Source organism: Desulfovibrio sp. Huiquan2017 (assembly GCF_017351175.1).
GTDB lineage: Bacteria > Desulfobacterota > Desulfovibrionia > Desulfovibrionales > Desulfovibrionaceae > Pseudodesulfovibrio.
On sequence record NZ_JAFMPN010000011.1, the window covers coordinates 118,608 to 142,504 of the forward strand.

General features: G+C 64.1%; 20 protein-coding genes. 12 read left to right on the forward strand and 8 right to left on the reverse strand.

From position 1 onward, the window contains the following. Positions 1–128: 128 nt before the first annotated feature. Entirely contained in the window at positions 129–563 is a 435-nt protein-coding gene (locus J0909_RS11090) for a hypothetical protein (RefSeq protein ID WP_207262857.1), read from the reverse strand. Positions 564–783: 220 nt separating this feature from the next. Continuing rightward, a complete protein-coding gene (locus J0909_RS11095; RefSeq protein WP_207262859.1) occupies positions 784–1,503 on the reverse strand; it encodes a DUF1295 domain-containing protein in 720 nt (239 codons plus the stop codon). Positions 1,504–1,645: 142 nt separating this feature from the next. Between J0909_RS11095 and J0909_RS11100 the strand changes: the two genes are divergently transcribed. Next, positions 1,646–2,488: a DMT family transporter gene (locus J0909_RS11100; protein ID WP_207262861.1), complete on the forward strand. Its 843-nt coding sequence runs from the start codon at positions 1,646–1,648 to the stop codon at positions 2,486–2,488. Between the two features lie 335 nt (positions 2,489–2,823). Here J0909_RS11100 and J0909_RS11105 read toward each other — a convergent pair whose 3' ends face one another. Beyond that, on the reverse strand, positions 2,824–3,261 hold the full coding sequence (locus J0909_RS11105) for a YMGG-like glycine zipper-containing protein (RefSeq protein WP_207262863.1): 438 nt from the start codon (positions 3,259–3,261) through the stop codon (positions 2,824–2,826). A gap of 251 nt (positions 3,262–3,512) precedes the next feature. Here J0909_RS11105 and J0909_RS11110 point away from each other — a divergent pair, with 251 nt between their 5' ends. From J0909_RS11110 to J0909_RS11125, 4 genes are all read left to right on the forward strand, one after another. Continuing rightward, on the forward strand, positions 3,513–5,321 hold the full coding sequence (locus J0909_RS11110; protein ID WP_207262865.1) for a chorismate mutase: 1,809 nt from the start codon (positions 3,513–3,515) through the stop codon (positions 5,319–5,321). Next, positions 5,290–5,595, forward strand: coding sequence for a hypothetical protein (locus J0909_RS11115; RefSeq protein ID WP_207262866.1), 306 nt, complete (start codon positions 5,290–5,292; stop codon positions 5,593–5,595). Before J0909_RS11110 ends, J0909_RS11115 begins: the two co-directional genes overlap by 32 nt. A 116-nt stretch (positions 5,596–5,711) precedes the next feature. Continuing rightward, positions 5,712–7,634 carry an aconitate hydratase gene (locus J0909_RS11120; protein ID WP_207262868.1) on the forward strand — a complete coding sequence of 641 codons (1,923 nt, stop codon included), beginning with the start codon at positions 5,712–5,714 and terminating at the stop codon, positions 7,632–7,634. A gap of 66 nt (positions 7,635–7,700) precedes the next feature. Beyond that, positions 7,701–9,602 carry a SurA N-terminal domain-containing protein gene (locus tag J0909_RS11125; protein WP_207262870.1) on the forward strand — a complete coding sequence of 634 codons (1,902 nt, stop codon included), beginning with the start codon at positions 7,701–7,703 and terminating at the stop codon, positions 9,600–9,602. A 601-nt stretch (positions 9,603–10,203) separates the two neighbouring features. Here J0909_RS11125 and J0909_RS11130 read toward each other — a convergent pair. From J0909_RS11130 to J0909_RS11140, 3 genes are all read right to left on the reverse strand, one after another. Then, positions 10,204–10,773: a class I SAM-dependent methyltransferase gene (locus tag J0909_RS11130; protein WP_353616757.1), complete on the reverse strand. Its 570-nt coding sequence runs from the start codon at positions 10,771–10,773 to the stop codon at positions 10,204–10,206. Positions 10,774–10,859: 86 nt separating this feature from the next. Next, on the reverse strand, positions 10,860–12,206 hold the full coding sequence (locus tag J0909_RS11135) for a trypsin-like peptidase domain-containing protein (protein ID WP_207262872.1): 1,347 nt from the start codon (positions 12,204–12,206) through the stop codon (positions 10,860–10,862). 1 nt (position 12,207) lies between these two features. Continuing rightward, positions 12,208–13,053: a zinc metalloprotease HtpX gene (locus tag J0909_RS11140; protein ID WP_207262874.1), complete on the reverse strand. Its 846-nt coding sequence runs from the start codon at positions 13,051–13,053 to the stop codon at positions 12,208–12,210. Between the two features lie 220 nt (positions 13,054–13,273). Here J0909_RS11140 and J0909_RS11145 point away from each other — a divergent pair, with 220 nt between their 5' ends. From J0909_RS11145 to cydB, 3 genes are all read left to right on the forward strand, one after another. Further along, positions 13,274–14,602 carry an ATP-dependent 6-phosphofructokinase gene (locus J0909_RS11145; RefSeq protein WP_207262876.1) on the forward strand — a complete coding sequence of 443 codons (1,329 nt, stop codon included), beginning with the start codon at positions 13,274–13,276 and terminating at the stop codon, positions 14,600–14,602. 114 nt (positions 14,603–14,716) lie between these two features. After that, entirely contained in the window at positions 14,717–16,030 is a 1,314-nt protein-coding gene (locus tag J0909_RS11150) for a cytochrome ubiquinol oxidase subunit I (RefSeq protein WP_207262878.1), read from the forward strand. A gap of 26 nt (positions 16,031–16,056) precedes the next feature. Further along, positions 16,057–17,106: a cytochrome d ubiquinol oxidase subunit II gene (gene cydB / locus J0909_RS11155; RefSeq protein ID WP_207262880.1), complete on the forward strand. Its 1,050-nt coding sequence runs from the start codon at positions 16,057–16,059 to the stop codon at positions 17,104–17,106. 298 nt (positions 17,107–17,404) lie between these two features. On the opposite strand, the gene mobB is transcribed toward cydB, so the two are convergent. Next, positions 17,405–17,941 carry a molybdopterin-guanine dinucleotide biosynthesis protein B gene (mobB, locus tag J0909_RS11160; protein WP_207262881.1) on the reverse strand — a complete coding sequence of 179 codons (537 nt, stop codon included), beginning with the start codon at positions 17,939–17,941 and terminating at the stop codon, positions 17,405–17,407. Between the two features lie 175 nt (positions 17,942–18,116). On the opposite strand from mobB, the gene J0909_RS11165 reads away from it, so the two are divergent. The 4 genes from J0909_RS11165 to pstA all read left to right on the forward strand — a co-directional run bounded on the left by J0909_RS11165 (position 18,117) and on the right by pstA (position 22,654). Continuing rightward, positions 18,117–19,346 carry a molybdopterin molybdotransferase MoeA gene (locus J0909_RS11165; RefSeq protein WP_207262883.1) on the forward strand — a complete coding sequence of 410 codons (1,230 nt, stop codon included), beginning with the start codon at positions 18,117–18,119 and terminating at the stop codon, positions 19,344–19,346. A gap of 543 nt (positions 19,347–19,889) precedes the next feature. Beyond that, positions 19,890–20,699: a PstS family phosphate ABC transporter substrate-binding protein gene (locus J0909_RS11170; protein ID WP_207262884.1), complete on the forward strand. Its 810-nt coding sequence runs from the start codon at positions 19,890–19,892 to the stop codon at positions 20,697–20,699. An 85-nt stretch (positions 20,700–20,784) separates the two neighbouring features. Beyond that, positions 20,785–21,711, forward strand: a complete 927-nt coding sequence (gene pstC, locus J0909_RS11175) for a phosphate ABC transporter permease subunit PstC (protein ID WP_207262886.1) — start codon at positions 20,785–20,787, stop codon at positions 21,709–21,711. Between the two features lie 10 nt (positions 21,712–21,721). Next, entirely contained in the window at positions 21,722–22,654 is a 933-nt protein-coding gene (gene pstA, locus J0909_RS11180; RefSeq protein WP_286181955.1) for a phosphate ABC transporter permease PstA, read from the forward strand. Between the two features lie 157 nt (positions 22,655–22,811). Here pstA and J0909_RS11185 read toward each other — a convergent pair whose 3' ends face one another. Continuing rightward, positions 22,812–23,894, reverse strand: a complete 1,083-nt coding sequence (locus J0909_RS11185; RefSeq protein WP_207262888.1) for a glycosyltransferase — start codon at positions 23,892–23,894, stop codon at positions 22,812–22,814. Between the last annotated feature and the right edge of the window lie 3 nt (positions 23,895–23,897).

The window sequence follows — 23,897 nt, forward strand, 5'->3', positions numbered from 1 at the left end:
CTCCCCTTTTCGTTGGCCGAACGGCGCACTCTCCCGCACTTCAATACGTCTAGAGCCACTATTTGGGGCGTGCCGCCCCAAAAGCGCTCCAAAGACGCCGGGCAGAAAGGGGAACCGAAGATCAAATCCTATTTGAAATCTGACTTGCGATATTCTTTGCTTATTGCGCTGCCATCAGAATATCGCTCAGTAACAACTAATTTCCCTGACTTCACCTCATAACTGACAACGCCATCTTCCGGATGCACCCTCCATCTGCCATCGCGAGTCCCCCAGATCACCCTCGTTCCATCAAACTTACACTTACTGGTCCATACGGATCCATCGCTCGGTCTAGTATATTTAACGAAAAAGGTTTCCCCATCGACACTTTTCACCAACATGATGTTTACGGGTCTTCCCATCACAGTGGCTATTACAGCTGCACTAATTTCATGCTCATTGTAACCGGCTGGCTTTGAATAAGCCGAGATCGGCATATAGTGTTCAGCGGCCATTGCAGCAAAAGATAAAAAGATAACCGCACCAATTCCAGTTAGCAGAGACAGCATGTTATTTCTCATGATTTAGCTCCTTGGTTGGAGGATAACTAATTTAATCATACGCTGCCCTACCTATACACATAATCTGATATTGGACACAAGACAGACGTGATCCAAAAGTGCTGGAGCCAGGATATTACTCCCCATCAGCTGTTTTACGTGGGGTTACCTTCTTCCAATTGCCCACCTGAGCCAAAACATAGCGTTCATGAGGGCCGACAAGGCTTCAGTTCGGAGCTTATCAGTACACGAACGGGATGAATTTCCTGGTCGTCCGGGCGTAGGCGGGGAAGTCGGCGGGATAGCGTTCGGCCAGGTAGGCGTCCAGAGCGGGGATGTGGTAGCCCACGAACATGGCGGCCATCAGGGCCGGAAGGGCAAGGGCCCAGGGCACGGCGGTCAGCAGGGCCCAGCCCGTGAACATGACCGTATCGCCGAAGTAGTTGATGTGCACGGCGTAACGGAAGAGGCCGCCGGTGTGGCAACGGCCCCGGTTGGCCGGGTCCCGCTTCCACAGCTTGCGCTGTATTTCCGAGGCCGTGTTCAGGAAGGAGCCGCCCAGGACCAGGGCCAGGGCAATCCAATCCAGCGGCGTGGGCGGCGTCGGGCCGTCCGAGAGCAGGCCCCCCGCGAGAAGCTGGCCTATTTCGATCAGGGCCATGAAGGCGAGCAGCCCGAAGACCTCGGGCCAGTCCACGCGCCGCGCCAGCAGGTAAAACAGGGTCACCGCGTGGCGCGCCCAATAGAGCGCTGCGCAACCAAGCAACAACAGCGCCCGATCCCTGTCGGCAAAGGTCCAATCCCGGCCTAACAGCAGGCCCGCGCGTTCCAGGCCGCCGCAGACCAGCCATGCGCAAATAAGGACAAGACACAAATGCCCCAGGCAAAAGACCGCCCGCTGCATCGGCGTGCGGCCATGGGAGCGGTTCACGCCCCCGGTGTTGCTTGAAGATGCTCCCATCGGACCTCCCGGTTGCCGCGCGGGCACACTGCGCGCCCCGCCGTCGCGGCCGAGTATGCCAGAAAACGGACCGATTTGGGAGGGTTAACCGCGCCAAATTCGTCTTGCCTCTCCCGCTCTTTTACCGCAGAACAGGGGGGTTGTGCCCGAAAGGACCAAGGCCATACTGCTTCTGGCGGCCACGGCGCTCATCTGGAGCTCCGGGGGGCTGGTCATCAAGCTCGTCCCGTGGACACCCATGGCCATCACCGGGATGCGCAGCGGGTTGGCCGCGCTGACCCTGGCCGCGCTTTTCCGGGGGCAGCTGAAGTTCCGCTTCTCGGCGGTGCAGTGGGGGGCGGCCGCGGGCTATGCCGGGCTGCTGATCACCAACGTGGCGGCCACCAAGCTGACCACCTCGGCCAACGCCATCCTGCTGGCCTACACCGCGCCGGTCTACGTGGCCCTGTTCGCGCCGTGGCTGCTCGGCGAAAGGACGCGCCGGTCCGACTGGGCATTCATCGCCGTGACCGTGGGCGGCATGGCCCTGTTCTTTTTCGACAGGCTCTCCCCCTCCGGGCTGTGGGGCAACATCCTGGCCATGGGCACGGGCCTCTCCTATGCCGCGTTCACCCTGTGCATGCGCGCCCAGAAGGACGCCTCGCCCGTGGAATCGGTCATCCTCGGCCATCTGCTCACCGCCCTGGCCGGACTGCCCTTCCTGTTCCCGGTCCCGCCCTCCCCCGACGGCTGGCTCGGCATGCTCTACCTCGGCGTCTTCCAACAGGGCGTGTCCCTGGCCCTCTACGTCTGGGCCATAAAACGGCTGGGCGCGCTGGAAGCCATCCTGATCATGATGCTCGAACCGATCTTCAACCCCCTGCTCGTGGCCGTGGGCTACGGCGAGCTGCCCGGCGCATGGGCCGTGGCGGGCGGCGTGACGGTCATCGGCGCGGTGACCTTGCGGGGGGCGCTGGCGGCCCTGCGCCGACCGGGCCACTCCTGATCCCGGAACCGGGTCCCGCGCGCGAACGCAAATAAGAATACACGGGCGCGAGTCCTTGCCCATCGGCGGCTAAATCGCCTGGACCCCGCCGCGAAACGGCTCTCAACGCCCTCCCCTTCTCTCCTGGAAGGCACCCAAAAAAAAGCGCGCCGGAGGCGCAAAAAGGGGATGCAAGGGCGCGAGTCCTTGCCCGCCGGAGGCGAAGTCCTTTTGATTTTCGCCGCGAAGCGGCTTTCAACACCTGGTTTTTCCCAGAGAGTTAAGGGGAGAGTCCCCAAAAAAAGGGACCGCTTCGAAAGCGGTCCCTTGGGTTGGTCGATCCCGGTCTGAACGGGCTACTGCTTGAGATGCCAGACGCCCTTGTCGTCGCGCCAGGCCTTGGCCATGATGGTATCGCCATCCTTCTGGTCCTTGATGTAGACGTCGCGGTAGACCTTGTTGTCGGCCATGTACGGGGGAGTCGGCGTAGCCGTGTAGCTGGCCCCGGTGTCGGGGTTGGTCCAGGACTGGGGCTGGTCGGACTTGCCGACTTCCAAGGTCCGCTGGACCTGGGCCTCGTCATGCTTGTCCCACTCGTTACCCACGATGTAGCCGAACAGCGTGCCCACGCCCGCTCCCACGGCCGCGCCGAGGAGCTTGTCCTTGAACGTCAGGGCGCCGATGGTCGCGCCGGCCAGGCCGCCCACAGTGGCGCCCTGCTGGGCTTTGGTGGCGCAGCCGTAGCCTGCGGCCAGAAAACATATCATCAGCGCGGGTATCAATACTTTCCTCATGGCGTGTTCCTCCATGGAATTAGGGTGCGTTGTCGAAGCCGGGCCGGTCCACCGGGGACGGGAACGACTTATTCCAATGTGCCTCTTCCGAAGCGGCTTGTCCAGTACGCAGACGCGGGAAACGGGTCAAAACGCCGGACGCGCGGGCTCCGGCGGGCGACCGGGTCTTGCATATCGCGCGCTTTCGGGCTAGAGAAGCCTTTCCCGCTGTGGCGGGAACCATAATCATACATAAGGAAGACGGCAAGACGATGATCAAGATCCGCAAAGACGACGGTCCCTTCGAGGACCGCCCCCGCAAGGACGCCGAAGGCGCCTCCGACAATTCCCCCCGCAACGACAGGGGCCGCCCGCAACGCGACGAACGGCGGCCTCCGCGCAAATTCGACAAACGCGGTCCCGGCCGCGGCCCCCGGCGCGACAATCGCGACTTCTTCGGCCGCAAGCCCGAAGCCCCGATCCCGGACGACGACGCCCCGTCCAAGGCCGAGGTGGTCACCGGCCACCGCTGCAACGACATCGCCGAAATCGACGACCAGATCCTGGGCCTGCTGGAAAAGCGCACCTTCCTCATCCGCAAGGAAGGAGCCTGGCGCAAATCCCGGCAGAAATCCCTGGTGGACCCCAAGCTCGAGAAGTTGCTGCGCGCGGCCTTCGACCGTTCGGCGGGCCGCCTGGGGCTGGACGCCAAGCTGACCAAACAGCTCTTCACCCTGCTCAACCAATTTTCGCTGGCCGACGTGCGCAAGGCGTTCGAAGGCGAAGGCTACAAGCTCGCGCCGCGCGTGGAACCCGTTTCCGCGGGGCTCAACGGGCCGCGTTCCTTCCGCTTCACCCGGATGATGCTGGCCATGGCCGCCTCGGCCGGAGCGTCCGTGACCCTCTCCCCGGTGACCATGAACGCCCCGAACAAGGACCTCGCCAAGGCGCTGAAGCAGGTCGGCGCGCCCATTCACTGGGACGACGACTTCATCCGCAACGACGGCGGCCGGACCCTGGAATTCGAGGGCAAGATGGCCTTCGTGGGCGAGGACTCCTTCAATTTCTACATGCTGCTCTGTCTGGCCCTCGGCCACGCCGGGCGGTGCAAGTTCACGGGCAAGCCCTCCCTGCAACTGCTCGACGCGTCCGCCCTGAACAAGGTGCTGCCGTCGCTGGGCGCGCGGGTGGTTCCCATGAACCCGAACAACCCCGGCCTGCCCATCCGCCTGGAGTGCGGCGGGGCCATGGACGAGGCGGTGACCCTGCCCGGCGGCATCGACCCGGACTTCGCCGCCGCCCTGACCCTGGCCGCCTGGTCGTTCCCCGGAGGACTGACCATCAAGGGACTGACCAGCACGGCCCGCGAACGCGTGGCCGAGGCCGTCACCGTTCTCGAAGCCTGCGGCATCAAGGCCGAGCTGGGCAAGGACTCCGTGTCCGTGTCCGACGGCGTCCCGATCATGGAGCCGCAACCGCAACTGCCCCTGTCCGTGCGCCTGAACGCCATGCTTCTGGCCTTGCCCGCCCTGTGCGGCGGCCGGATCAACGTCGAAGGCTCCTGGCCCCGCAACGAGCGGGCGGACCGCGTGCTGGAACAGTTGAAAGGCCTGGGCCTGCGCATCGACGTGGCCACCGAAAACGTGGTGGCGTCCCTGGAGGGCGAACTGCCCGCATCCGCCGACATTTCCCTGGGCGCGTACCCGGACCTCATGCCCCTGGCCCTGGCCCTGGCGCTCAAGGTGGGCGACGCCCGGCTGTCCGGCGCAAACAACGATGTGGCCGTGGAGCTGCTGGACCGCATGGGTGCGAGCTACGAGATCGACGGCGACGTCATCGAACTCAAGCCCGGCAAGCCCGGTTGGGAAGGGACCTGGTTCAGCCCGGATCCGGTCTGGTCCATGGGCTGCGCCCTGGCCGCCTTCACCGTGCCCGGCATCGTGCTGGAGAATCACGGCGAAGTGACCGCCACCTGGCCCGAGTTCTGGAACTTCTACAACTCCCTGCCCACCGGCAAGATGAAACCCAAACCGGAACGCGAGAAAAAGGATGACACGAGAAGACGAATCAAGATCCGATGAAAAACGGCTGAGCGACGACATCGACGTCCTGGAGGCGGAGGTGGCGCAGTTGACCCTGGAGCTGGAAAAGACCAAGCAGGCCGTGCGCGATCTCCGGGCCTCGGAAGATCCCGGGACGGGCGTCTACCATGCCGAGGAAATCTTCCACGCGCAGCAGGACAAACTGCGACTGGACGTGGAGATCCGCTTCCGGACCAACAAGATCCGCCGGATCAAACTCGGCATCGAGGACATGGAGCCGTCGGAAGGCGTCAAGAACGGCTTCCTGTTCTGAGTCCCGAGCCGATTTCAGGAAAGGACCCCGTCCCCGAAGCGGCCGGGGGGTGAGAGCCCCGGAACGACCGCGCCCGGACGGTTACGAGAGAGACCCAACGTATCCTAGGAGTGATCATGGGCAAGAACATCACCCGCAAAATCATAGCGAAGCACCTCGTTTCCGGAAACATGGTTCCGGGCGAGGAAGTGGGCCTGCGCATTGACCAGACCCTGACCCAGGACGCCACCGGCACCATGGCCTGGCTGCAATACGAGGCCATCGGCATCGACCGGGTCCGCACGGACCTGTCCGTCAGCTACGTGGACCACAACACCCTCCAGATGGGCTTCCGCAACCCTGACGACCATCGCTTCCTGCGCACCGTGGCCGCCAAGTCCGGGGCGGTCTTCTCGCCCGCAGGCACCGGCATCTGCCACCAGTTGCACCTGGAGAATTTCGCCAAGCCCGGCGCGACGCTCATCGGTTCGGACTCCCACACGCCCACGGCCGGCGGCATCGGCGCCATGGCCATGGGTGCAGGCGGGCTGTCCGTGGCCCTGGCCATGGCGGGCGAGCCGTACTTCATCCCCATGCCCAAAGTGGTCAATGTGAAGCTGACCGGCGAGTTGACCGGCTGGGCCCAGGGCAAGGACGTCATCCTCGAACTGCTGCGCAGGCTGACCGTCAAGGGCGGCGTGGGCAAGGTCTTCGAGTACAGTGGCCCCGGCGTGGCTTCCCTGTCCGTGCCCGACCGCGCGACCATCACCAACATGGGCGCGGAGCTGGGCGCGACCACCTCCATCTTCCCGTCTGACGAAACCACCCGCGACTTCCTGACCAAGATGGGCCGGGCCGACGACTGGACCGAACTCGTGGCCGACCCGGACGCCGAGTACGACGAGGTGATCACCATCGACCTGTCCGCCCTGGAGCCCCTGGTGGCCCAGCCGCACATGCCGGACCAGGTCTGCAAGGTCAAGGACCTGGCCGGAAAGAAGATCGACCAGGTGGCCATCGGCTCCTGCACCAACTCGTCCTATTCCGATCTCAAGAACACCGCCCAGATCCTGGCCGGACGCATGACCCCGCCCGAGACCGATCTGATGATCTCCCCCGGCTCCAAGCAAGTCATGAAGATGCTCGCCCGCGAAGGGCTCATCGAACCGCTGCTCGACGCGGGCGCGCGCCTGCTCGAATGTTCTTGCGGCCCGTGCATCGGCATGGGCGGTTCGCCTGTCTCGGCGGGCGTGTCCGTGCGCACCTTCAACCGCAACTTCGAAGGCCGTTCCGGCACTCAGGACGGCCAGATATTCCTGGTCTCGGCCCAGACCGCCGCGCGCCTCGCCCTGGACGGCGAATTCAGCGACCCGGCCACATGGGGCCCCGCGCCCGAGCGCGTCACCCTGCCCGACGACGTGCCGTCCATCCGCGAACTGTTCGTCTTCCCGCCCGAAGACGGCTCCGCCGTGGAGGTCCTGCGCGGACCCAACATCGTGGCTCTGGAGGACTTCGACGCCCTGCCCCGGAGCATCGAGGCCAAAATCCTGCTCAAGGTCGGCGACAACATCACCACCGATCACATCCTGCCCGCCGGCGCGCAGATCACCGCGCTGCGCTCCAACATCCCGGCCATCAGCCAGTACATCTTCTCCCGCGTGGACGAAGGGTTCGTCGGCCGCATGAAGGAACACGGCAAGGGCGTCATCCTGGGCGGCGAGAACTACGGCCAGGGCTCCAGCCGCGAACACGCGGCGCTGGGCCCCCGCCACCTGGGCGTCAAGGCCGTGGTGGTCAAATCCCTGGCCCGCATTCACCGGGCCAACCTGATCAACTTCGGCATCCTGCCCCTGCTCCTGGAAAACCCGGCGGACTACGACCGGCTGGAACAAGGCGCGGACCTGACCATCCCGGCTTCCGAGATCACTCCCGGCGGCGCCGTGAACGTGATCGCCGGGAACGGCCTAACCGTCTCGGTCACAAATGATTTGACCGAAAAGGAACTACAGATTATCCAGGCAGGTGGCCTCCTGAATGCCGTTCGGGAAGGCAAATCCTAAGCCCGGCACCCCGGTGCCTCCCCCACCCGGAGAGGCACCGCGTTCATCATAGCTATCGGAGCAGAAATGTTAGAAATAATGCGCGAAAACGCATCCGGCTGGATCATCAAGATACTCTTTGCCGTCATCATCATCGCCTTTGTCTTCGCCTTCGGCATGTCCGGGCTGAACAGCTCGGGCGACCCGACCGTGGCCACGGTCAACGGCCAGGTCATCACCCGCGCCGATTACGAGACGATGTATAACCGCGCGGCTGAAAACATCCGCCGGGCCAACCCCGACCTGCCCCCCGCGCAAGTCCGGTCCCCCGAATTCAAACAGAGGGTCCTGGGCGAGCTGATCAGCCAGAAGCTCCTCCTCGGCGAGGCCGACAAGCTCGGCATCCGCGCCTCGGACAAGGAAGTGGCCGCCGGCATCGCCGCCATCGCCGCCTTCAAGGACGCCAACGGCAAATTCGATCAGACGCGGTATCAGGCCGCCCTGCGGGAAATCCGCCAGACCCCGGCCGAATTCGAAGAAAGCTACCGCAGCGACCTGACCATGGAAAAGGTCAAGGACGCCGTGGCCGCCTCGGTTGATGTATCCGAGACCCAGGCCCGCCAGATCTTCGACTGGATCAGCGAACAGGTCCGCCTCGACTACATCGAGGTCCTGCCCGTGGACTTCCGCAACGAAATCAAGATCGGTGAAGCCGAGGTCGAGGCCTACTACAAGGCCAACCAGGACCGCTTCAGCATCCCGGCCCAGGTGACTCTGCGGACCCTCGCCTTCACTCCGGCCAACCTGGCCAAGTACCAGACCGTCACCGACGACGAGATCAAGGACTACTACGCCGCCAACAAGGACACCCTGGGCGAGCCCGAGACCATCCACGCCCGCCACATCCTGGTGGCCGTCAAGGACTCCGCGCCCCAGGCCGAACAGGACAAGGCCAAGGTGCGCATCGACAAGCTCTACCAGGAAGCCAAGTCCGGCGCGGACTTCGCCGAACTGGCCGTGAAGAATTCCGACGGTCCCAGCGCCCCCAACGGCGGCGACCTGGGCTGGTTCGGCAAAGGCGCCATGGTCCCGGGCTTCGAGGAAGCCGCCTTCGCCCTGAACAAGGGCGAGGTGTCCAAGCCGGTCAGGACTCCGTTCGGCTGGCACATCATCAAGGTCGAGGACAAGAAGGAAAGCACCGTCAAGACCCTTGACGAGGCCAAGGACGAGATCAAGACCCGCCTGGCCGAGGAAAAGGCCTCCGACAAGGCCAACGACCTCCTGGATCAGGCCACCGACCGCCTTGTCTCCGGCATGCCCCTGAAAAACATCGCCGCCGAACTGGGCATCGAAACCGTGACCACCGATCCCATGCCCGCCCAGTTCCTGGCCCAGACCTTTGGCATGAACGCCGAAGCGGCCAAGGCCGTGACCGGACTGACCCCCGGCGAGGCCTACAAGAGCCCTGTGGCCGTCAACGGCGGCTACATGCTCGTGGAAAAGGCCGAGGACATTCCGGCCTCGGTCATGGCTCTCCCCCTGGTCCGCCAAACCATCACCAACACCCTCAAGGACCAAAAGGGCGCGGAATTGGCCGAACAGGAAGCCGAGAAGATCCATGCGGCCCTGACCGGCCCCGACGCCGGGGCCGCCGCCAAAAAGTACGCCTCGCGCATCAAGACCACCCAGCCGTTCAACCGCCAGGGCAACATCCCCGAACTGGGCCTGAGCCAGCCCCTGGCCAAGGCCGCCTTCAACGCCCCGGACAAGAACTGGTTCAAGCTCGTCTACACCATGCCCGGCGGCGGCGCCGTCGTGGCCCGGCTCAACGAGCGCATCCCGTCCTCGGACAAAAACTGGCAGGAACAAAAGCAGTTCTGGCTCGCCCAGGTCGGGCAGAACTACCGCCACGAAGCCGTCGCCGCGTTCATGGACGACCTGAGCAAGAACGCCGAGATCGACATCGCCCGGCCCGACATCCTCAAGTAGCGCGCCGGACTACCGACATACGAAAGGGCTGCTCCTCGCGGGGCAGCCCTTTTTCCGTGCGCACGCCGGAGTCGAGGCGGCTTGAGGCGAGAGGGTTGGGGCGCCCTCGCCGGGCGGGCGCCTCCGGCGGCCAGGGGGAACCCTTTGAAAAGGGTTCCCCCTGGACCCCCTCCTAAACTTTTTGGGTGCCTTCGGCAGAAGCGTGCGGACGCGGGGGAGGGACGGGATGTATGGGGATGGACGCAAGGGAAAGGCTGATTTCGCGGCATGTTGGAACGGAGGCGAAAGAAAATTTTCACACTGTCTCTCCCCCTTCTTAAAAAAATAAAACCCGCGATTTCGGATAGAAAAAACGGCGTGCTTTCTTTCGAGAAGAAGCACGCCGTTTCGTCCATTTTTTCTGTCTGAAATCGCGACCGGCACAACGAAAAGCGTTCCTCACCGGGCCTTTCGCTACCGCACGCCCTTCGCGAAGCGACCCAAAAAGTTTGGGAGAGTCCAGAGAACCTTTTTCAAAAGGTTCTCTGGCGGGGTCTGGGGCGGAGCCCCAGCGGGGCCCGGGGCAGCGCCCCGGCCATCGGGAACTCAGGCCATTACAACGCTATCCGGGCATTTTCACTACCGCGTAGAAGCCGTTGGACTGGTGGCCGTGCATGGTCTCGTAGACGACCTCCTCGAAGGCCAGGGTCTCGAAGCCGGAAAACAGGGCTTCCATGTGGTTGCGGTCGTGATGGCGCAGGGTGCCGCCGTCGTCCACGTCGAAAACGCCGTACAGACCGTATCGTTCCTGCCCGAGCTGGTAGCGGTCGAGGTTGCGCCGGTCGCGGTTGAGCAGGAAGTCGTTGACGTAGAGCACGCCGCCGGGCTTGAGGACCCGTTGCAGTTCGAGCAGAGCCTCGGCCTGGGCGCGGGTTTCCAGCATGCAGGTAAAGACCGCGAGCATGACGGCGGCGTCGAAGACATTGTCCGCATAGGGCAGGGGCCCGCCCGGATAGGCGGCCAGGTTGAACCCGGGGTGCTCGGCGAGGCCGCGCCTGACCAGCGGCTCGGAAAAGTCGATGCCGGTCAGGTTTGCATACCCGGCCGAGGCCAATTCGGCCATGATCCGCCCGTAGCCGCAACCGAAGTCCAGGATGCGGGCGTTGCCGTCGGGAACGTATTCACGGAACACGTCGAGCCTGAATGGAGTGGTGAAATCCTTGGCCGCGCATTTGTCGGTCCAATATAGTTTGGGGTCCGGGATGGGAAAGCTCCTTGCTAGAGAGTGAGCCGGACGGTGTAGAGGTTGCGCCCGCGCTGGACGCGCATCATGACCGTCTTCTGCATGCGGTTGCGCAGGAAGGCGTTGAGCAGGTCGATGCCCGAGCCCAGGCTGCGGTTGCCTATCTGGTGGATGACGTCGCCTTGCTTCAGGCCGAGCTTGGCTGCGGCCGAGCCGGGGACCACGGTGGTTACCTCGGCGCCCGGTCCCTTCCGGTCGGCCAGCTCGAAGCCCCAACGGGCGCGCACCAGGTCCAGGGCCTTGGCCTTGTCCAAAACCTGCGGCCGAAGGTGGAGCCGGATGGTGTGCCCGTCGCGCAGGGTGACGAGATTGACGGATTCGGACTTGGTCACGCTGAACAGCCGGGTCAGGTAATCGCTCTTGTTGGCCACGGTGCGGCCGTTGAAGGACAGGACCACGTCGCCGGGCTTGACCAACCCGTCGGCGGCCGGAGTGCCGGGGTAAACCTCGGTGACGAGCATGCCGTTGAGGTCCTTGAGATTGAAATAGCGGGCCGCCGCCTGGTCGATGTCCTGGCCGAACAGGCCGAGCCAGATGGGCGCGACGTGGCCGGAATCGAGCAGTTCGGCGATGACGTGCTTGGCCTTGTTGATGGGAATGGCGAAACCGATGCCTTCGGCCCGGGCCTGGATGGCGGTATTGATGCCGATAAGTTCGCCGTTGATGTTCAGGAGCGGGCCGCCGGAGTTGCCGGGATTGATGGCCGCGTCGGTCTGGATGAAGCTGCCGAAAGCCCCGCTGTTGGTCTTCATGGGCCGGTTCAGGGCCGAGACCACGCCGGTGGTCACCGTGTTGGAGTAGCCGAAAGGATTGCCGATGGCGATGACGGTCTCACCGATGAAGATGCCGTCCGAATCGCCCATGGACACCTGGGGCAGGCCTTGGCCGTTTTCGAGCTTGAGCACGGCCAGATCGAAGTCGGCGTCCGAACCCACCAGGTCGGCCTTGAATTCCCGCCCGTCCTTGAGGCGCACCGCGATGTCGCCGCCCGAGGCGATGACGTGGGCGTTGGTCAGCACCAGCCCCTTGTCGCCGTCGATGATCACGCCCGAGCCGAGGCTCTGGGACTGGCGGGGCCGCTGTTCATAATAATCCTTGAAGAACTGGTCGAAAAAGGGGTCGCCGAAGGGCGAACGGTTGCCGGAGCGGACCGCGGAAGTCACGGTGATGTTGACCACCGAGGGGCTGACGGCCTCCACGGCGCGGACCACCGGAGTTCGGCGGTCGGCGGCGCGGGCCGGGGCGCAGGCGAACCCGACGGCGGCGACGAGGATAAGGACGGCGAGGGAAAGACGGAACGGGAAACGGAGTACGGATCGCATGCTACTTGCCTTGGGCCATGGCCCTCAGACGCGCGATGCGGTCTTCAATGGGCGGGTGAGTGGCGAACAGAGACGCGGCCTTTCGTCCGCTGAACGGATTAACGATGAACAAATTCTCGGTGACCGGGTTGCCCTGGAGCGGGATGCGGCTCGCCGCCGAATCAAGCTTGGACAGGGCGTCGGCCAGGTCGTTGGGGTTGGCCAGGCGTGCGCCCGTGGCGTCGGCCAGGTATTCGCGCGAGCGGGAAATGGCCATCTGGATCAGGGTGGCGGCGACGGGAGCGAGAAAGGCCATGGCCAGCGCGGCCAGGGGATTGCCGCCCTCGTCGTCGCGGGAGAACCCGCCGAAGATGGCGGTGAACTGGAGCATGTTGGCAATGAACACGATGGCCCCGGCCAGCACGGCCGCGATGCTCTGGATGAGGATGTCGCGGTTGACGATGTGGCCGAGTTCATGAGCCAGCACGCCCTTGAGCTCGTCGGGGTCCAGGATCTTGACGATGCCGCGCGTCACCGCGACCACGGCGTGTTCCGGGTTGCGGCCCGTGGCGAAGGCGTTGGGCGCGTCCTGGGGAATGAGCACGATGCGCGGCTTGGGGATGCCCGCCGCCGCAGCCATTTCGCCCACCACCCGGTGGATATGCGGGGCGTCGCCCGGGGACAGGGGCTGGGCCTTGTACATGCGCAGGACGATCTTGTCCGAATACCAATAGCTGCCCACATTCATGAACATGGCGAACCCGAAGGCCAAAAACAGCCCCGCCCGTCCGCCCATGGCTCCACCCAGGGCCATCAACAGGCCGGTGAGCAGACCGAGCAGCAACACGGTTTTCAACTGGCTGGTCATAATGGTGCAATCCTCCGACATCCGTCGTTGTTTTCGATTCCAGTAGATAGGGATTCGGCGGCAAAGGTCAAGCCCGGAAGGGATATGGCAGGCCCGGCCGCCGCCGAACGGGTTTGTGTTATCGTATTGAGAAAAAACGGAGATACCGTTTGCCCATGGGAAAAAATCGTTATAATACCGTTAAGCAATGGACCATTGTTGAATCCGGGAGGTCGAGACCATGAAGACATGTATTTCCGAGAACCCCACATCCAAATCCACGGCAATCACCACGGTCGGCCCTGCCAAAATCGCCAATCCCATCGCATTCGGTCGATTCGTCGAAGAAGACGACGCCGTGTTGGTGAACATCTCCCGCCGGACCGTGGAAGGCGGCCCCAAGAGCCGCAAGAAGCCCGAGCACGCCTATTTCGAGCCCGCCGGCCCCCGGGACAAGATCTACTACGACCCAAGCAAGACAAAATGCGCGGTGGTCACCTGCGGCGGGCTGTGCCCCGGCCTGAACGACGTCATCCGGGCCATCGTCATGGCCGCCTACCACGAATACAAGGTCCCGTCCGTGCTCGGCATCCAATACGGTCTGGCCGGGTTCGTGCCCGAACAGGGGTACGACGTCATCGAGCTGACCCCGGATTTCGTGTCGCGCATCCATGAATTCGGCGGCACGGTGCTGGGCTCCTCGCGCGGCCCCCAGGACCCGGAGGTCATCGTAGACGCGCTGGAGCGCATGAACGTCTCCATCCTGTTCATGATCGGCGGCGACGGGACCATGCGCGCGGCCTCCGCCGTGGTGGCCGAGATCGCGAAGCGCGGCCTGTCCATCTCCGTGGTCGGCCTGCCCAAAACCATCGACAACGACATCAACTACGTCTCGCCCTCCTTCGGCTTCGACACCTCGGTGGAGACCGCGGCCATGGCCATCCGGGGCGCGCATGTGGAGGCCACGGGCGCCCCCTGGGGCATCGGCATGGTCAAGGTCATGGGCCGGGACGCGGGCTTCATCGCGGCGCAAAGCTCCCTGTCCTGCCAGGAGGTCAACTTCTGCCTCATCCCCGAGGCTCCCTTCGACCTCCACGGCGAAAAGGGCTTTCTGGCCGCCCTGGACAGGCGCATGAAGCAGCGCGGAAACGCGGTCATCGTGGTTGCCGAGGGCGCAGGCCAGGACCTCCTGAAAACCTCTGGCGAAGCGGACGCCTCAGGCAACGTGAAACTCAGCGACATCGCCGCCCTGCTCAAGAAGGAAATTCTCGAACATTTCAGCAAACAGGGCATCGAGGCCACCCTGAAATACATCGACCCGAGCTACATCATCCGCTCGGTCCCGGCCAACGCCAACGACCGCATCTACTGCTCTTTCCTGGGCATCCACGCGGTCCATGCGGGCATGTCCGGGCGTACCGGCCTGGTCGTCTCCCGCTGGAACGGCCGCTACGTGTACATCCCCATGGGGTTGGTGACCAAGGGCAAGAAACGCATCAGCACCTGTTCCAACTACTGGCGCGCCGTACTCGAATCCACGGGCCAGCCCGTTTCCATGAAAAATGGCTAATGGGAACAATAATTATTCTTGATTTGTTCGCGAGGCGGAGGTATGCATCTCTGAATGTTGAGCATTTTTTAACGGTTTGAGGTATGTCAAAGCAATATCCACAAGGGGGTTTGTATGGATGTGCTGATGCTTTCCCGGTTGCAATTCGCCGCAGCCACCATGTTTCACTTTATTTTCGTGCCGTTGACGCTGGGGTTATCGGTCCTCATCGCCTGCATGGAAACGGCCTATGTGCGCACCGGCAACGAGGTGTACAAAAAAATGGCCAAATTCTGGGGAAAACTCTTCCTGGTGAACTTCGCATTGGGCGTGGTCACCGGCATCACCCTGGAATTCCAGTTCGGCACCAACTGGTCCCGGTATTCCGCCTACGTGGGCGACATCTTCGGTTCGCTCCTGGCCATCGAAGCCACGGCGGCCTTCTTCCTTGAATCCACCTTTATCGGCGTCTGGCACTTCGGCTGGGACAAGCTCTCGCCCAAGGCCCACGCCACCACCGCATGGCTGGTGGCCGGCGCGTCCAACCTGTCGGCCATCTGGATTCTCATCGCCAACGGCTTCATGCAGAATCCCGTGGGCTACGTCCTGCGCAACGGCCGGGCCGAGCTGACCGACTTCTGGGCGGTCATCACCAACAAGTACGCGTGGCTCGAATTCTTCCACGTGGTTCCGGCCTCCCTGCTTCTGGCCGGATTCTTCATCGTCGGCATCTCGGCGTGGCACCTGCTGCGCAAGAACAACACCGAGTTCTTCCAGAAATCCTTCAACCTGGGCATCTCCGTGGCCCTGGTCTTCGCCCTGTTCACCGCGTTCGAGGGCCACATCCACGGCAACAACCTGTCCGACACCCAGCCCGCCAAGCTGGCGGCCATGGAATCGCACTGGGAGACCCAGACCCAGGCGCCCATGTATCTCCTGGTTATCCCGGGCGAGGACGGCAACGTGCTTCAGGCACTGCCCCTGCCCGGCGTGCTGAGTTTCCTGGCCTACAACGACTTCAACGCCGAAGTGAAGGGGCTGAACGACTTCCCCAAGGAGGACCGGCCTCCCGTGGTCCTGTCCTTCCTCTCCTTCCGGCTGATGGTCGGCCTGGGCACCCTGTTCATCCTGGTGGCCGCCTTCGGCTTCCTGGTCCGTTCCAAGGTGCACAACTACCCGCTCTTCCTCAAGGCGCTGCCGTTCTGTATCCCTCTCCCTTACATCGCGCTCTGGGCGGGCTGGACCCTCACCGAAGTGGGCCGCCAACCCTGGATCGTCTACGGGCTCATGCGCACCTCCGACGCGGTCTCCCCGGTGGGCGGCGCCGAGGTGGGCTTCACTCTCGTCCTCATGACCCTGCTCTACGCCCTGCTCGGCGCTGTCGGCATCTGGCTGATGGTCAAGCTGGCCAAGAAGGGTCCCGAAGACAACACCCCCATCCAGGTCTAACTTCAGCGAATTAAAGGAGAAAATCTATGACTACTCTGATGGAAACCGGTTCGCTGCACTACTACCTGGCGATGATCTGGTTCATCCTCTGGGGCGTGCTCTGGGCCGTCTACTTTATCCTCGACGGCTTCGACCTGGGCGTGGGCACCCTGCTGCCCTTCCTGGCCCGGACCGAAACCGAAAAACGGGCCATGTTCAACGCCACCGGCCCCTTCTGGGACGGCAACGAAGTCTGGCTGATCGCGGCGGGCGGCGTGACTTTCGCCGCCTTCCCCTACGCCTATGCGCAGATGTTCAGCGGCCTGTACATGGCGCTCATGCTGCTCCTGTTCACCCTGATTGTGCGCGGCGTATCCTTCGAATTCCGCTCCAAGGTTGAAAGCCCCGCATGGAAAAAGATCTGGGACACGGCCCACGCGGTGTGCTCCTTCCTGCCCGCCCTGCTGCTGGGCGTGGCCTTCGCCAACATCTTCCAGGGCATCCCTCTGGACGAGACCGGGTTCTCCCAGGCCGGGCTTTTCGGCCTGCTCAACCCCTACGGCATCGCCGGCGGCATCCTGTTCGTGACCATCTTCATGATGCACGGGGCTCTGTGGCTGTGCATCCGCACCACCGGCGAACTCAAGCAGCGGGCCGAAAACGTGGCCACCAAGCTGTGGCCCGGCGTGGTCATCCTGACCGTGCTGTTCCTGGCCTATACCGCCATGTCCACGCAGCTCTTCGCCAACTACATGGTCTACCCGATCCTGTTCGTCATCCTGCTCCTGCCCGTGGCCGGGCTGGTGCTCATGCGCACCTACCTCGGCGCAGGCAAGTACTGGATGGCCTGGGCCTCCTCCTGCCTGTACATCGGCGGCACGGCCCTGTTCGGCGTGACCGGAATCTTCCCGGCCATCATCCCGTCCAACCCCAACCCGGCCCACAGCCTGACCATCATGAACTCGGCATCGAGCGCCCTGACGCTGGAAATCATGCTCGTGGTGGCGGTCATCTTCGTGCCTCTTGTCATCGGCTACCAATCATGGGTCTACAAGCACTTCGCCACGGCCATGACCGAGGACGACCTGCACTACTAGAAAAGGCTCTCCCAAACCGCAAGACCGCCCGGTCCGGCATCAGCCGGGCCGGGCTTTTTCGCGTCGATCACAGGATGGGCCGAGCCTCGTTTTTTCGCGTTTCTCCCATGAAAAACCGCTCCGGGCGGTATCGGGGTGGACGAGCCTTCGTCTTCCCGGAATCACGAGCCGGGGGGGGGGTGTTCCCTGGATTTTCGTTGCGCGAAGCGCGTTCGGGTGCGCCGGGTCGCGCGAGGAGCAAATCCCGGAGGGGCGAGGGACGGGACGGCTGTCGAAAGCCGCCCCGCGCGGGGAATGTCTAGTCGTGCGTATCCATGCCGTTGTAGACCCAGCCGAAGTACTTGCGGGCGAGAAAGGACGCCACCTCGGCGGCATCGTCCAGCCCGAAATTCGGAACGTCGGTGTCCACGCCCCGGTCCGTGACCATGGCGATGAGCCTTTTGGCCTGCTGGTTGTAGCGGTCGCACAGGGGCAAGACGTGAGCGGCGTTGCGGTAGACCTCGATCTTGGGCTGATCCGAGTTGAAATACCCTTCGGCCAGGACCAGGTCCTTGTCCGCAAACAGGGTCTCGGCCAACGATTCCAAGGACCGCTCGCGCTCCACGGACTTGATCATGGCCACGCGGTCGGGCGAGGAAACGACCACGGTCTCGGCCCCTGCGCGTTTGAGCCGCCAGGAGTCCTTGCCCTCCACGTCCATTTCAAAGGAGTGGGAATCGTGCTTGATCGCGCCCACGGACAGCCCGAGCCGACGCAGCTCAGGCACGAGTTTTTCCATAAAAGTAGTTTTTCCGGATTTCTTTTTGCCGACGATGCAGAATATATGCTGTGCCATTTCAATCCCTTATGGTTGACATGCGGAAACGCGCCCAGGTGTTGCAACAGAACCGGGCGCGACGAGACGACAGACATTAACCGTATATCAAGGGGCCGACGGGTGCAATCCTTTACAACGTACGGGCCGGGTGCCACTATGCGTCCATACCGCCCCCAAACTCCCGAGGAAGGCCATGCCCGCACTCATTTCCCGCCAGGACGCGGTCCGCAAGCTGCTCGGGCTCGCCCGGCCCGCCACAACGCAAACCGTACCGCCCATGAACGGCATCGGCCTGATCGCGGCCCGGGATGCGACCGCCCAGTGCGATGTCCCCGAACACGCTTGCTCGGTGCGCGACGGATACGCCGTGCGCAGCCTGGACGCGGCCCCGGCCAAGCCGCTCGATCCGGTGCGGCTGGCCGTGAACGGCTGCCTGCGCGCGGAATCGACGAACCCCATGCCCATCCGGCCGCATACGACCGTCCGCGTACTGACCGGCGGCCCGGTGCCGCCCGGCGCGGACGCGGTCTATGCCGAAGAGGACGTGGAGGCGGCGGACGGGCATATCCTGGTGCGCGCCCCCGTGCGCGCGGGCTGGTTCGTGCGCGCCGCGGGCGGCGAGATCGCGAAAGATACGGTGGTCGTCCCGGCGGGTCAACCGATCTCGCCCCAGGCGGCGGCGGTCATGACCCGCACCCGGGTGAACTCCATCCAGGTCCACCCCCGGCCTCGGGCCCGGCTCATGGCCCTGGGCAGTGAGCTGGCCAAGCCGGGCCACAGCCCGGACGGTCCGGCACACCCGGGCACGGCGCAATTCCCGGCGGACAACCTGGTCCTGCTGCGGGGGCTGTTCGAAGCGGCCGGAGCCTATGTGGAAGGGACCGCGGTCATGCCGGACGACCGCGACCGGCTGGTGGCCGCCCTGAGTGACGCCGACCTGCCCGAGATCCTGGTCACCACCGGTGGTACGGGCAACAGCGAGCGGGACTTCGCCCTGGAGGCCGCCCTCGAAAGCGGATTCACCCCGATATTTCACCGCATAGACATCCGTCCGGGCCGGAACATGTTCGCGGCCGCGCGCGGCCGGACCCTGCTTTTCGGCCTGCCCGGCCCGCCCGCCGCCGGGCACGCCTGCTTCCACGCGGTCATCCTCCCGGTCGTCCGCCGACTGCGCGGCCTGCCCGGGCCCGACACGCCGCGCACCGCCCGCTTCACCCAGGCCATCAACGCCCGGCCGGGCTCCGAATGGCTGGTCCAGTGCCGCCTCGAAATCCAGGGCTGCGCGCTGACCGCCACCCCCCTGGCGGGCAAGGCCGTCCCCCCCATGTTCGGACTGGCCCACGCTCACGGCCTGGCCGTTTTGCAAAGCGGGCAAACCGTCACCCCCGGCGACGAAACCGAAATACTGACGACGTTATTTTAAGACGCCTCCGGCGGCCGGGGGAAGGGGAAGGAAGACCCTTTGAAAAGGGCTTTTCCTTCCCCTTCCCCCGGACCCCCATCCCCATCCTTTCCTAAACTTTTTGTTGCCGCTTCGCGGGGGGACTCCGCTACGGTCCGCAACCAAACNCCGGGGGAAGGGGAAGGAAGACCCTTTGAAAAGGGCTTTTCCTTCCCCTTCCCCCGGACCCCCATCCCCATCCTTTCCTAAACTTTTTGTTGCCGCTTCGCGGGGGGACTCCGCTACGGTCCGCAACCAAACACATTGCCCCCCGCGTCAATCTCCAAACCAGCAGATTTAAGCGCACGGCGTTCACCCTCCGCCACCACGCCCTGGAGCGATGAGGATGCCGCAAGCACCCTACAGCGGCTCTCCCCCCGTACCCAAAAGCCGCAGCCCCCACCCCAAAACTGTCACTGAGCTTTCGAATGCGTGTCACGAAGATGTAACATGGCGGGTCTATCACTACGTCACACGTCGACGAGGAATAGTTTTCCATCATAATTTTTAAGGAAGGTACTTCTGATGAAAAAATTGCTCATTGCTTTCGTGACGCTGGCCGTGTTGAGCGTTTCCGCTCTGTCCTTTGCCGCGGAAATCCGCGTCAAGGGTTCCACCACCGTTGACCCGGCCATGAAGAAATTGGTGGCCGCCTACCAGACCGCCAATCCGGGCGTGAATTTCTCCATCTCCGCCACTGGTTCCGGCGACGGCGCCAAAGCGATCATCAACAAGACCGCCGACATCGGCATGATGTCCCGTCCCATGAAGGACGCCGAGATCAAGAAATGCCAGGCCAACGGCATCGAGCCCGTGCGCACCATCATCGCCCTGGACTGCATCGTGCCCATCGTGCACCCCTCCAACCCGATCACCGCCCTGACCACCGCCCAGCTCAAGGACATCTACCAGGATAAGATCAACAACTGGAAGCAGCTCGGCGGCAACGACGGCATGATCGCCCTGTTCTCCCGCGAGACCAACTCCGGCACCTACGAGGTCTGGGAGCAGAAGGTCATGCAGAAGGAAGACGAGAACGACCTGGTTTCCCGCATGCCCTCCAACGCCGCCATGGCCGCCAAGATCGCCGGCAACAAGAACGGCATCGGCTACGTGGGCCTCGGCTTCCTGAACCCGAAGATCAAGGGCCTGTCCGTCAACGGCATCGTGCCCTCCGTCAAGACCGGCGCCGACGGCTCCTACCCGCTGGCCCGCAAGCTGAACCTCTACACCGGCGGCAAGCCTTCCGGCGAAGTGGCCAAGTTCATCTCCTTCGCGATGTCCCCGGCCGGCCAGAAGATCATCGCCGAAGTCGGCTTCGTCCCGGTCCAGTAGCGAAACGCCAACCGGCAAGGAACTCAACTCCCCGTCGGGGCGGCGCTCCGCCCCGACGGGTTCACGCATCAAAGGCGGCCAGCATATGCTCGTTTCTCGGTCCACCAAGGAAAAGCTCATCCGGGGCATGTTCCTGCTCTGCGCCAGCGCCTCGATCCTCGCCCTCGGGCTGATCATGTACTTCCTGATCTCCGAGGCCCTGCCCACGTTTACCGGCTTCGACGCCATGGGCGAAAAGATCAGCGGGCTGAATTTCTTCGACTTCATCTTCGGCAGCCAGTGGCGGCCCATCTCCTCGCATCCGCGATGGGGCATCCTGCCGCTGATCATGGGTTCCTTCTGGGTCACCCTGCTCTCCTCGCTCATCGCCATCCCGCTGGGCATCATGACCGCGGTCTACCTGGCCGAGATAGCGCCCCACAAGGTGCGCGAGATCGTCAAGCCCATGGTCGAGCTGCTGGCCTCCCTGCCGTCGGTGGTCATCGGCTTCTTCGGCCTGGCTGTGGTCGCGCCTATCCTGCTTGAAGTCTTCAACATCCGCTTCGGCGTGAACATGCTCAACGCCTCGATCATGCTCGCCTTCATGGCCGTGCCGACCATCACCTCCATCGCCGAGGACGCCATCCACTCGGTGCCCGCCGAGGTCCGCGAGGGGTCCCTGGCCCTCGGCGCGACCCGGTTCGAGACCATCTGGCGCGTGGTCCTGCCCGCATCCCTGTCCGGGCTGTCCACGGCGGTCATCCTGGGCATGTCGCGGTCCATCGGCGAAACCATGGTCGTACTCATGGTCGCGGGCGGCGCGGCGCGCATCCCGACCTCCATCTTCGACCCGGTCCGTCCCATGCCCGCCTCCATCGCGGCCGAGATGGGCGAGACCAGCTTCGGCCTGGAGCGGCACTACTTCGCCCTATTCGCCATCGCCATGGTGCTGTTCATCATCACCTTTCTCTTCAACCTCCTGGCCGACCACATAGCCCACAAATACAAACAGGTCGGCTCGGCCAGCCTCTAGGAATAAGGACATGTCCGAAATGGCAAGCACCGAAATGACCCTGAACGGCTCCAACATACCGGACACCCCGGGCCTGCGCTTCCGGCGCAAGGCCACCCAGGAGGTCTGGTTCACCATGTTCCGGATCGCCGTGGCCATCAACGCCCTGGCCCTGTTCATCATCGTCGGCTACATGGTCTACTACGGGTTACCGGCCATCTCCTGGGATTTCCTGACCACCAAACCCACCGAGGGCGGCCTGGCGGGCGGCATCTTCCCGTGCATCGTGGGCACGTTCTACCTCTCCCTGGGGTCCATGGCCCTGGCCCTGCCCCTGGGCGTGGCCGCGGCCATCTACCTGCACGAATACGCCACGCCCGGCCCGTTCATGCGCGTGGTCAGGCTGTGCATCAACAACCTGGCGGGCGTGCCGTCCGTGGTCTTCGGCCTCTTCGGCATGGCCTTCTTCGTGGCTGGCCGCGACCTCGGCGGCATGGGCATGGGCGTATCCGTGGCCTCGGGCTGTATGACGCTCGCCGTACTCATACTGCCGGTCATCATCGGCACCTCGGAAGAGGCCCTCAGGAGCGTGCCCGACACCTACCGCGAGGCCTCGCTCGGACTGGGCGCGACCAAATGGCAGACCATCTTCCGGGTCGTCCTACCCTCGGCCATGCCCGGCGTGCTGACCGGCTCCATCCTGTCCATCTCCCGCGCGGCGGGCGAGACCGCGGCGATCATGTTCACGGCGGCGGCCAGCTACAACCCGACCCTGCCGGGTTCCGTCTTCGACGAGGTCATGGCCCTGCCCTACCAGATCTATTCCCTGTCCGTTTCCTCCACCGACCCCGAGGCCACGCTGCCTCTCCAATACGGCACCTCGCTCGTGCTGGTGGCTTTGGTTCTGGGCATGAACCTGGTGGCCATTATGCTGCGCTCCCACCTGCGCAAAAAACTCGGTTAATTCCCACTCCAATGCAGAAGCCCCCGCACCGAAATCGGTGCGGGGGCTTCTGCATTGGCCCACCTTTTCCCGCGAAACGAAAACATCCCGCGCCGACGCGTATGTGCGGAATGCGGGGGACGCCCGCCCGGCCCCTCCCCGAACAGCGAACGGGCGGCTACAGCCCCGCGTATAGCCGGGCATAATCACCGACCATACGGTCCACGGCGAATTTCCGGCTACCGGACAGGAAGGCCTCGCGGCCGATCTGACGGACCAGGGAGCGGCTGGACAGGACGGACAGGGCGGCTTCCACGAACTGATCACGGTCGCCCGGCGGCACAAGCATGCCGGTCAGGCGGTCCACGATCTGCTCGGGCACGCCGCCCACGCCATAGGCCACCACGGGCAGCCCGGCGGCCATGGCCTCCAGCACGACCAGGGAGTGATTGTCCGCGCGGGTGGGATAAAGCAGAGCATCGGACGCGGCCATGAGCAGAGCGAGCTTGGCGCGGTCCACGTAGGGCCAGAGGATGAAGTCGTCGTGCCGCTCCTCGCGGTCCCCGCCCACGGCGAAGCAGACCAGATCGGGCAGCGCCTTTTTGAGACGTTTCCAAATGTCCTGCCAGGTGTCGCCGGACTTGTAGGCCGCATTCATGCCGCCATGGGCCGCGAACAAGGCCACGCGCGCGGCCGGGTGGATGCCCAGCGCCTTGCGCGCGTCGTTCTTGGAGCGCAGCCCCACGGGCCAGGGGATGCCGTTGGGGATGATCTTGACCGGACGGAACAGATGGGTCTTGGCCAGCCGGGCCAGCCAGCGGGACGGGGCCACCAGGACCGGGTCCAGCCGCTGGATCTCGGCCAGCTTGCGCCGGCGCAGACCGTCGGCGTCCGGAAAATTGCGCGGGCAGGGAGCGGCGCAGCCGTCCTCGCCCAGGGGACAATCCAGGGGGTAGGGACAACCGCCGGTGAACAGCTCGCAATCGTGCAGGGTGACGACCGTCTTAACGCCCGTGGGGATGGACCCGAGCAGGGCGGGCCAATTGCCGGTGCAATGCACGTGAGCGATGACGTCCTCGGGCAAGCGCACGCCGAACTCCTCGGGCGGAATGGCCGTGCCGTCGGCCTTCTCGGCCAGTTCAAAGGACAACTCCGCCTCGACCCCGTGTCGCCGCAACCCCTGAAGCAGCAGCCGGGCCACGCGGGTGGCGCCGCCGCTCGCTTCCAGGCCGGTATGATGATGGACCGGGGGCAGGGTCATGGC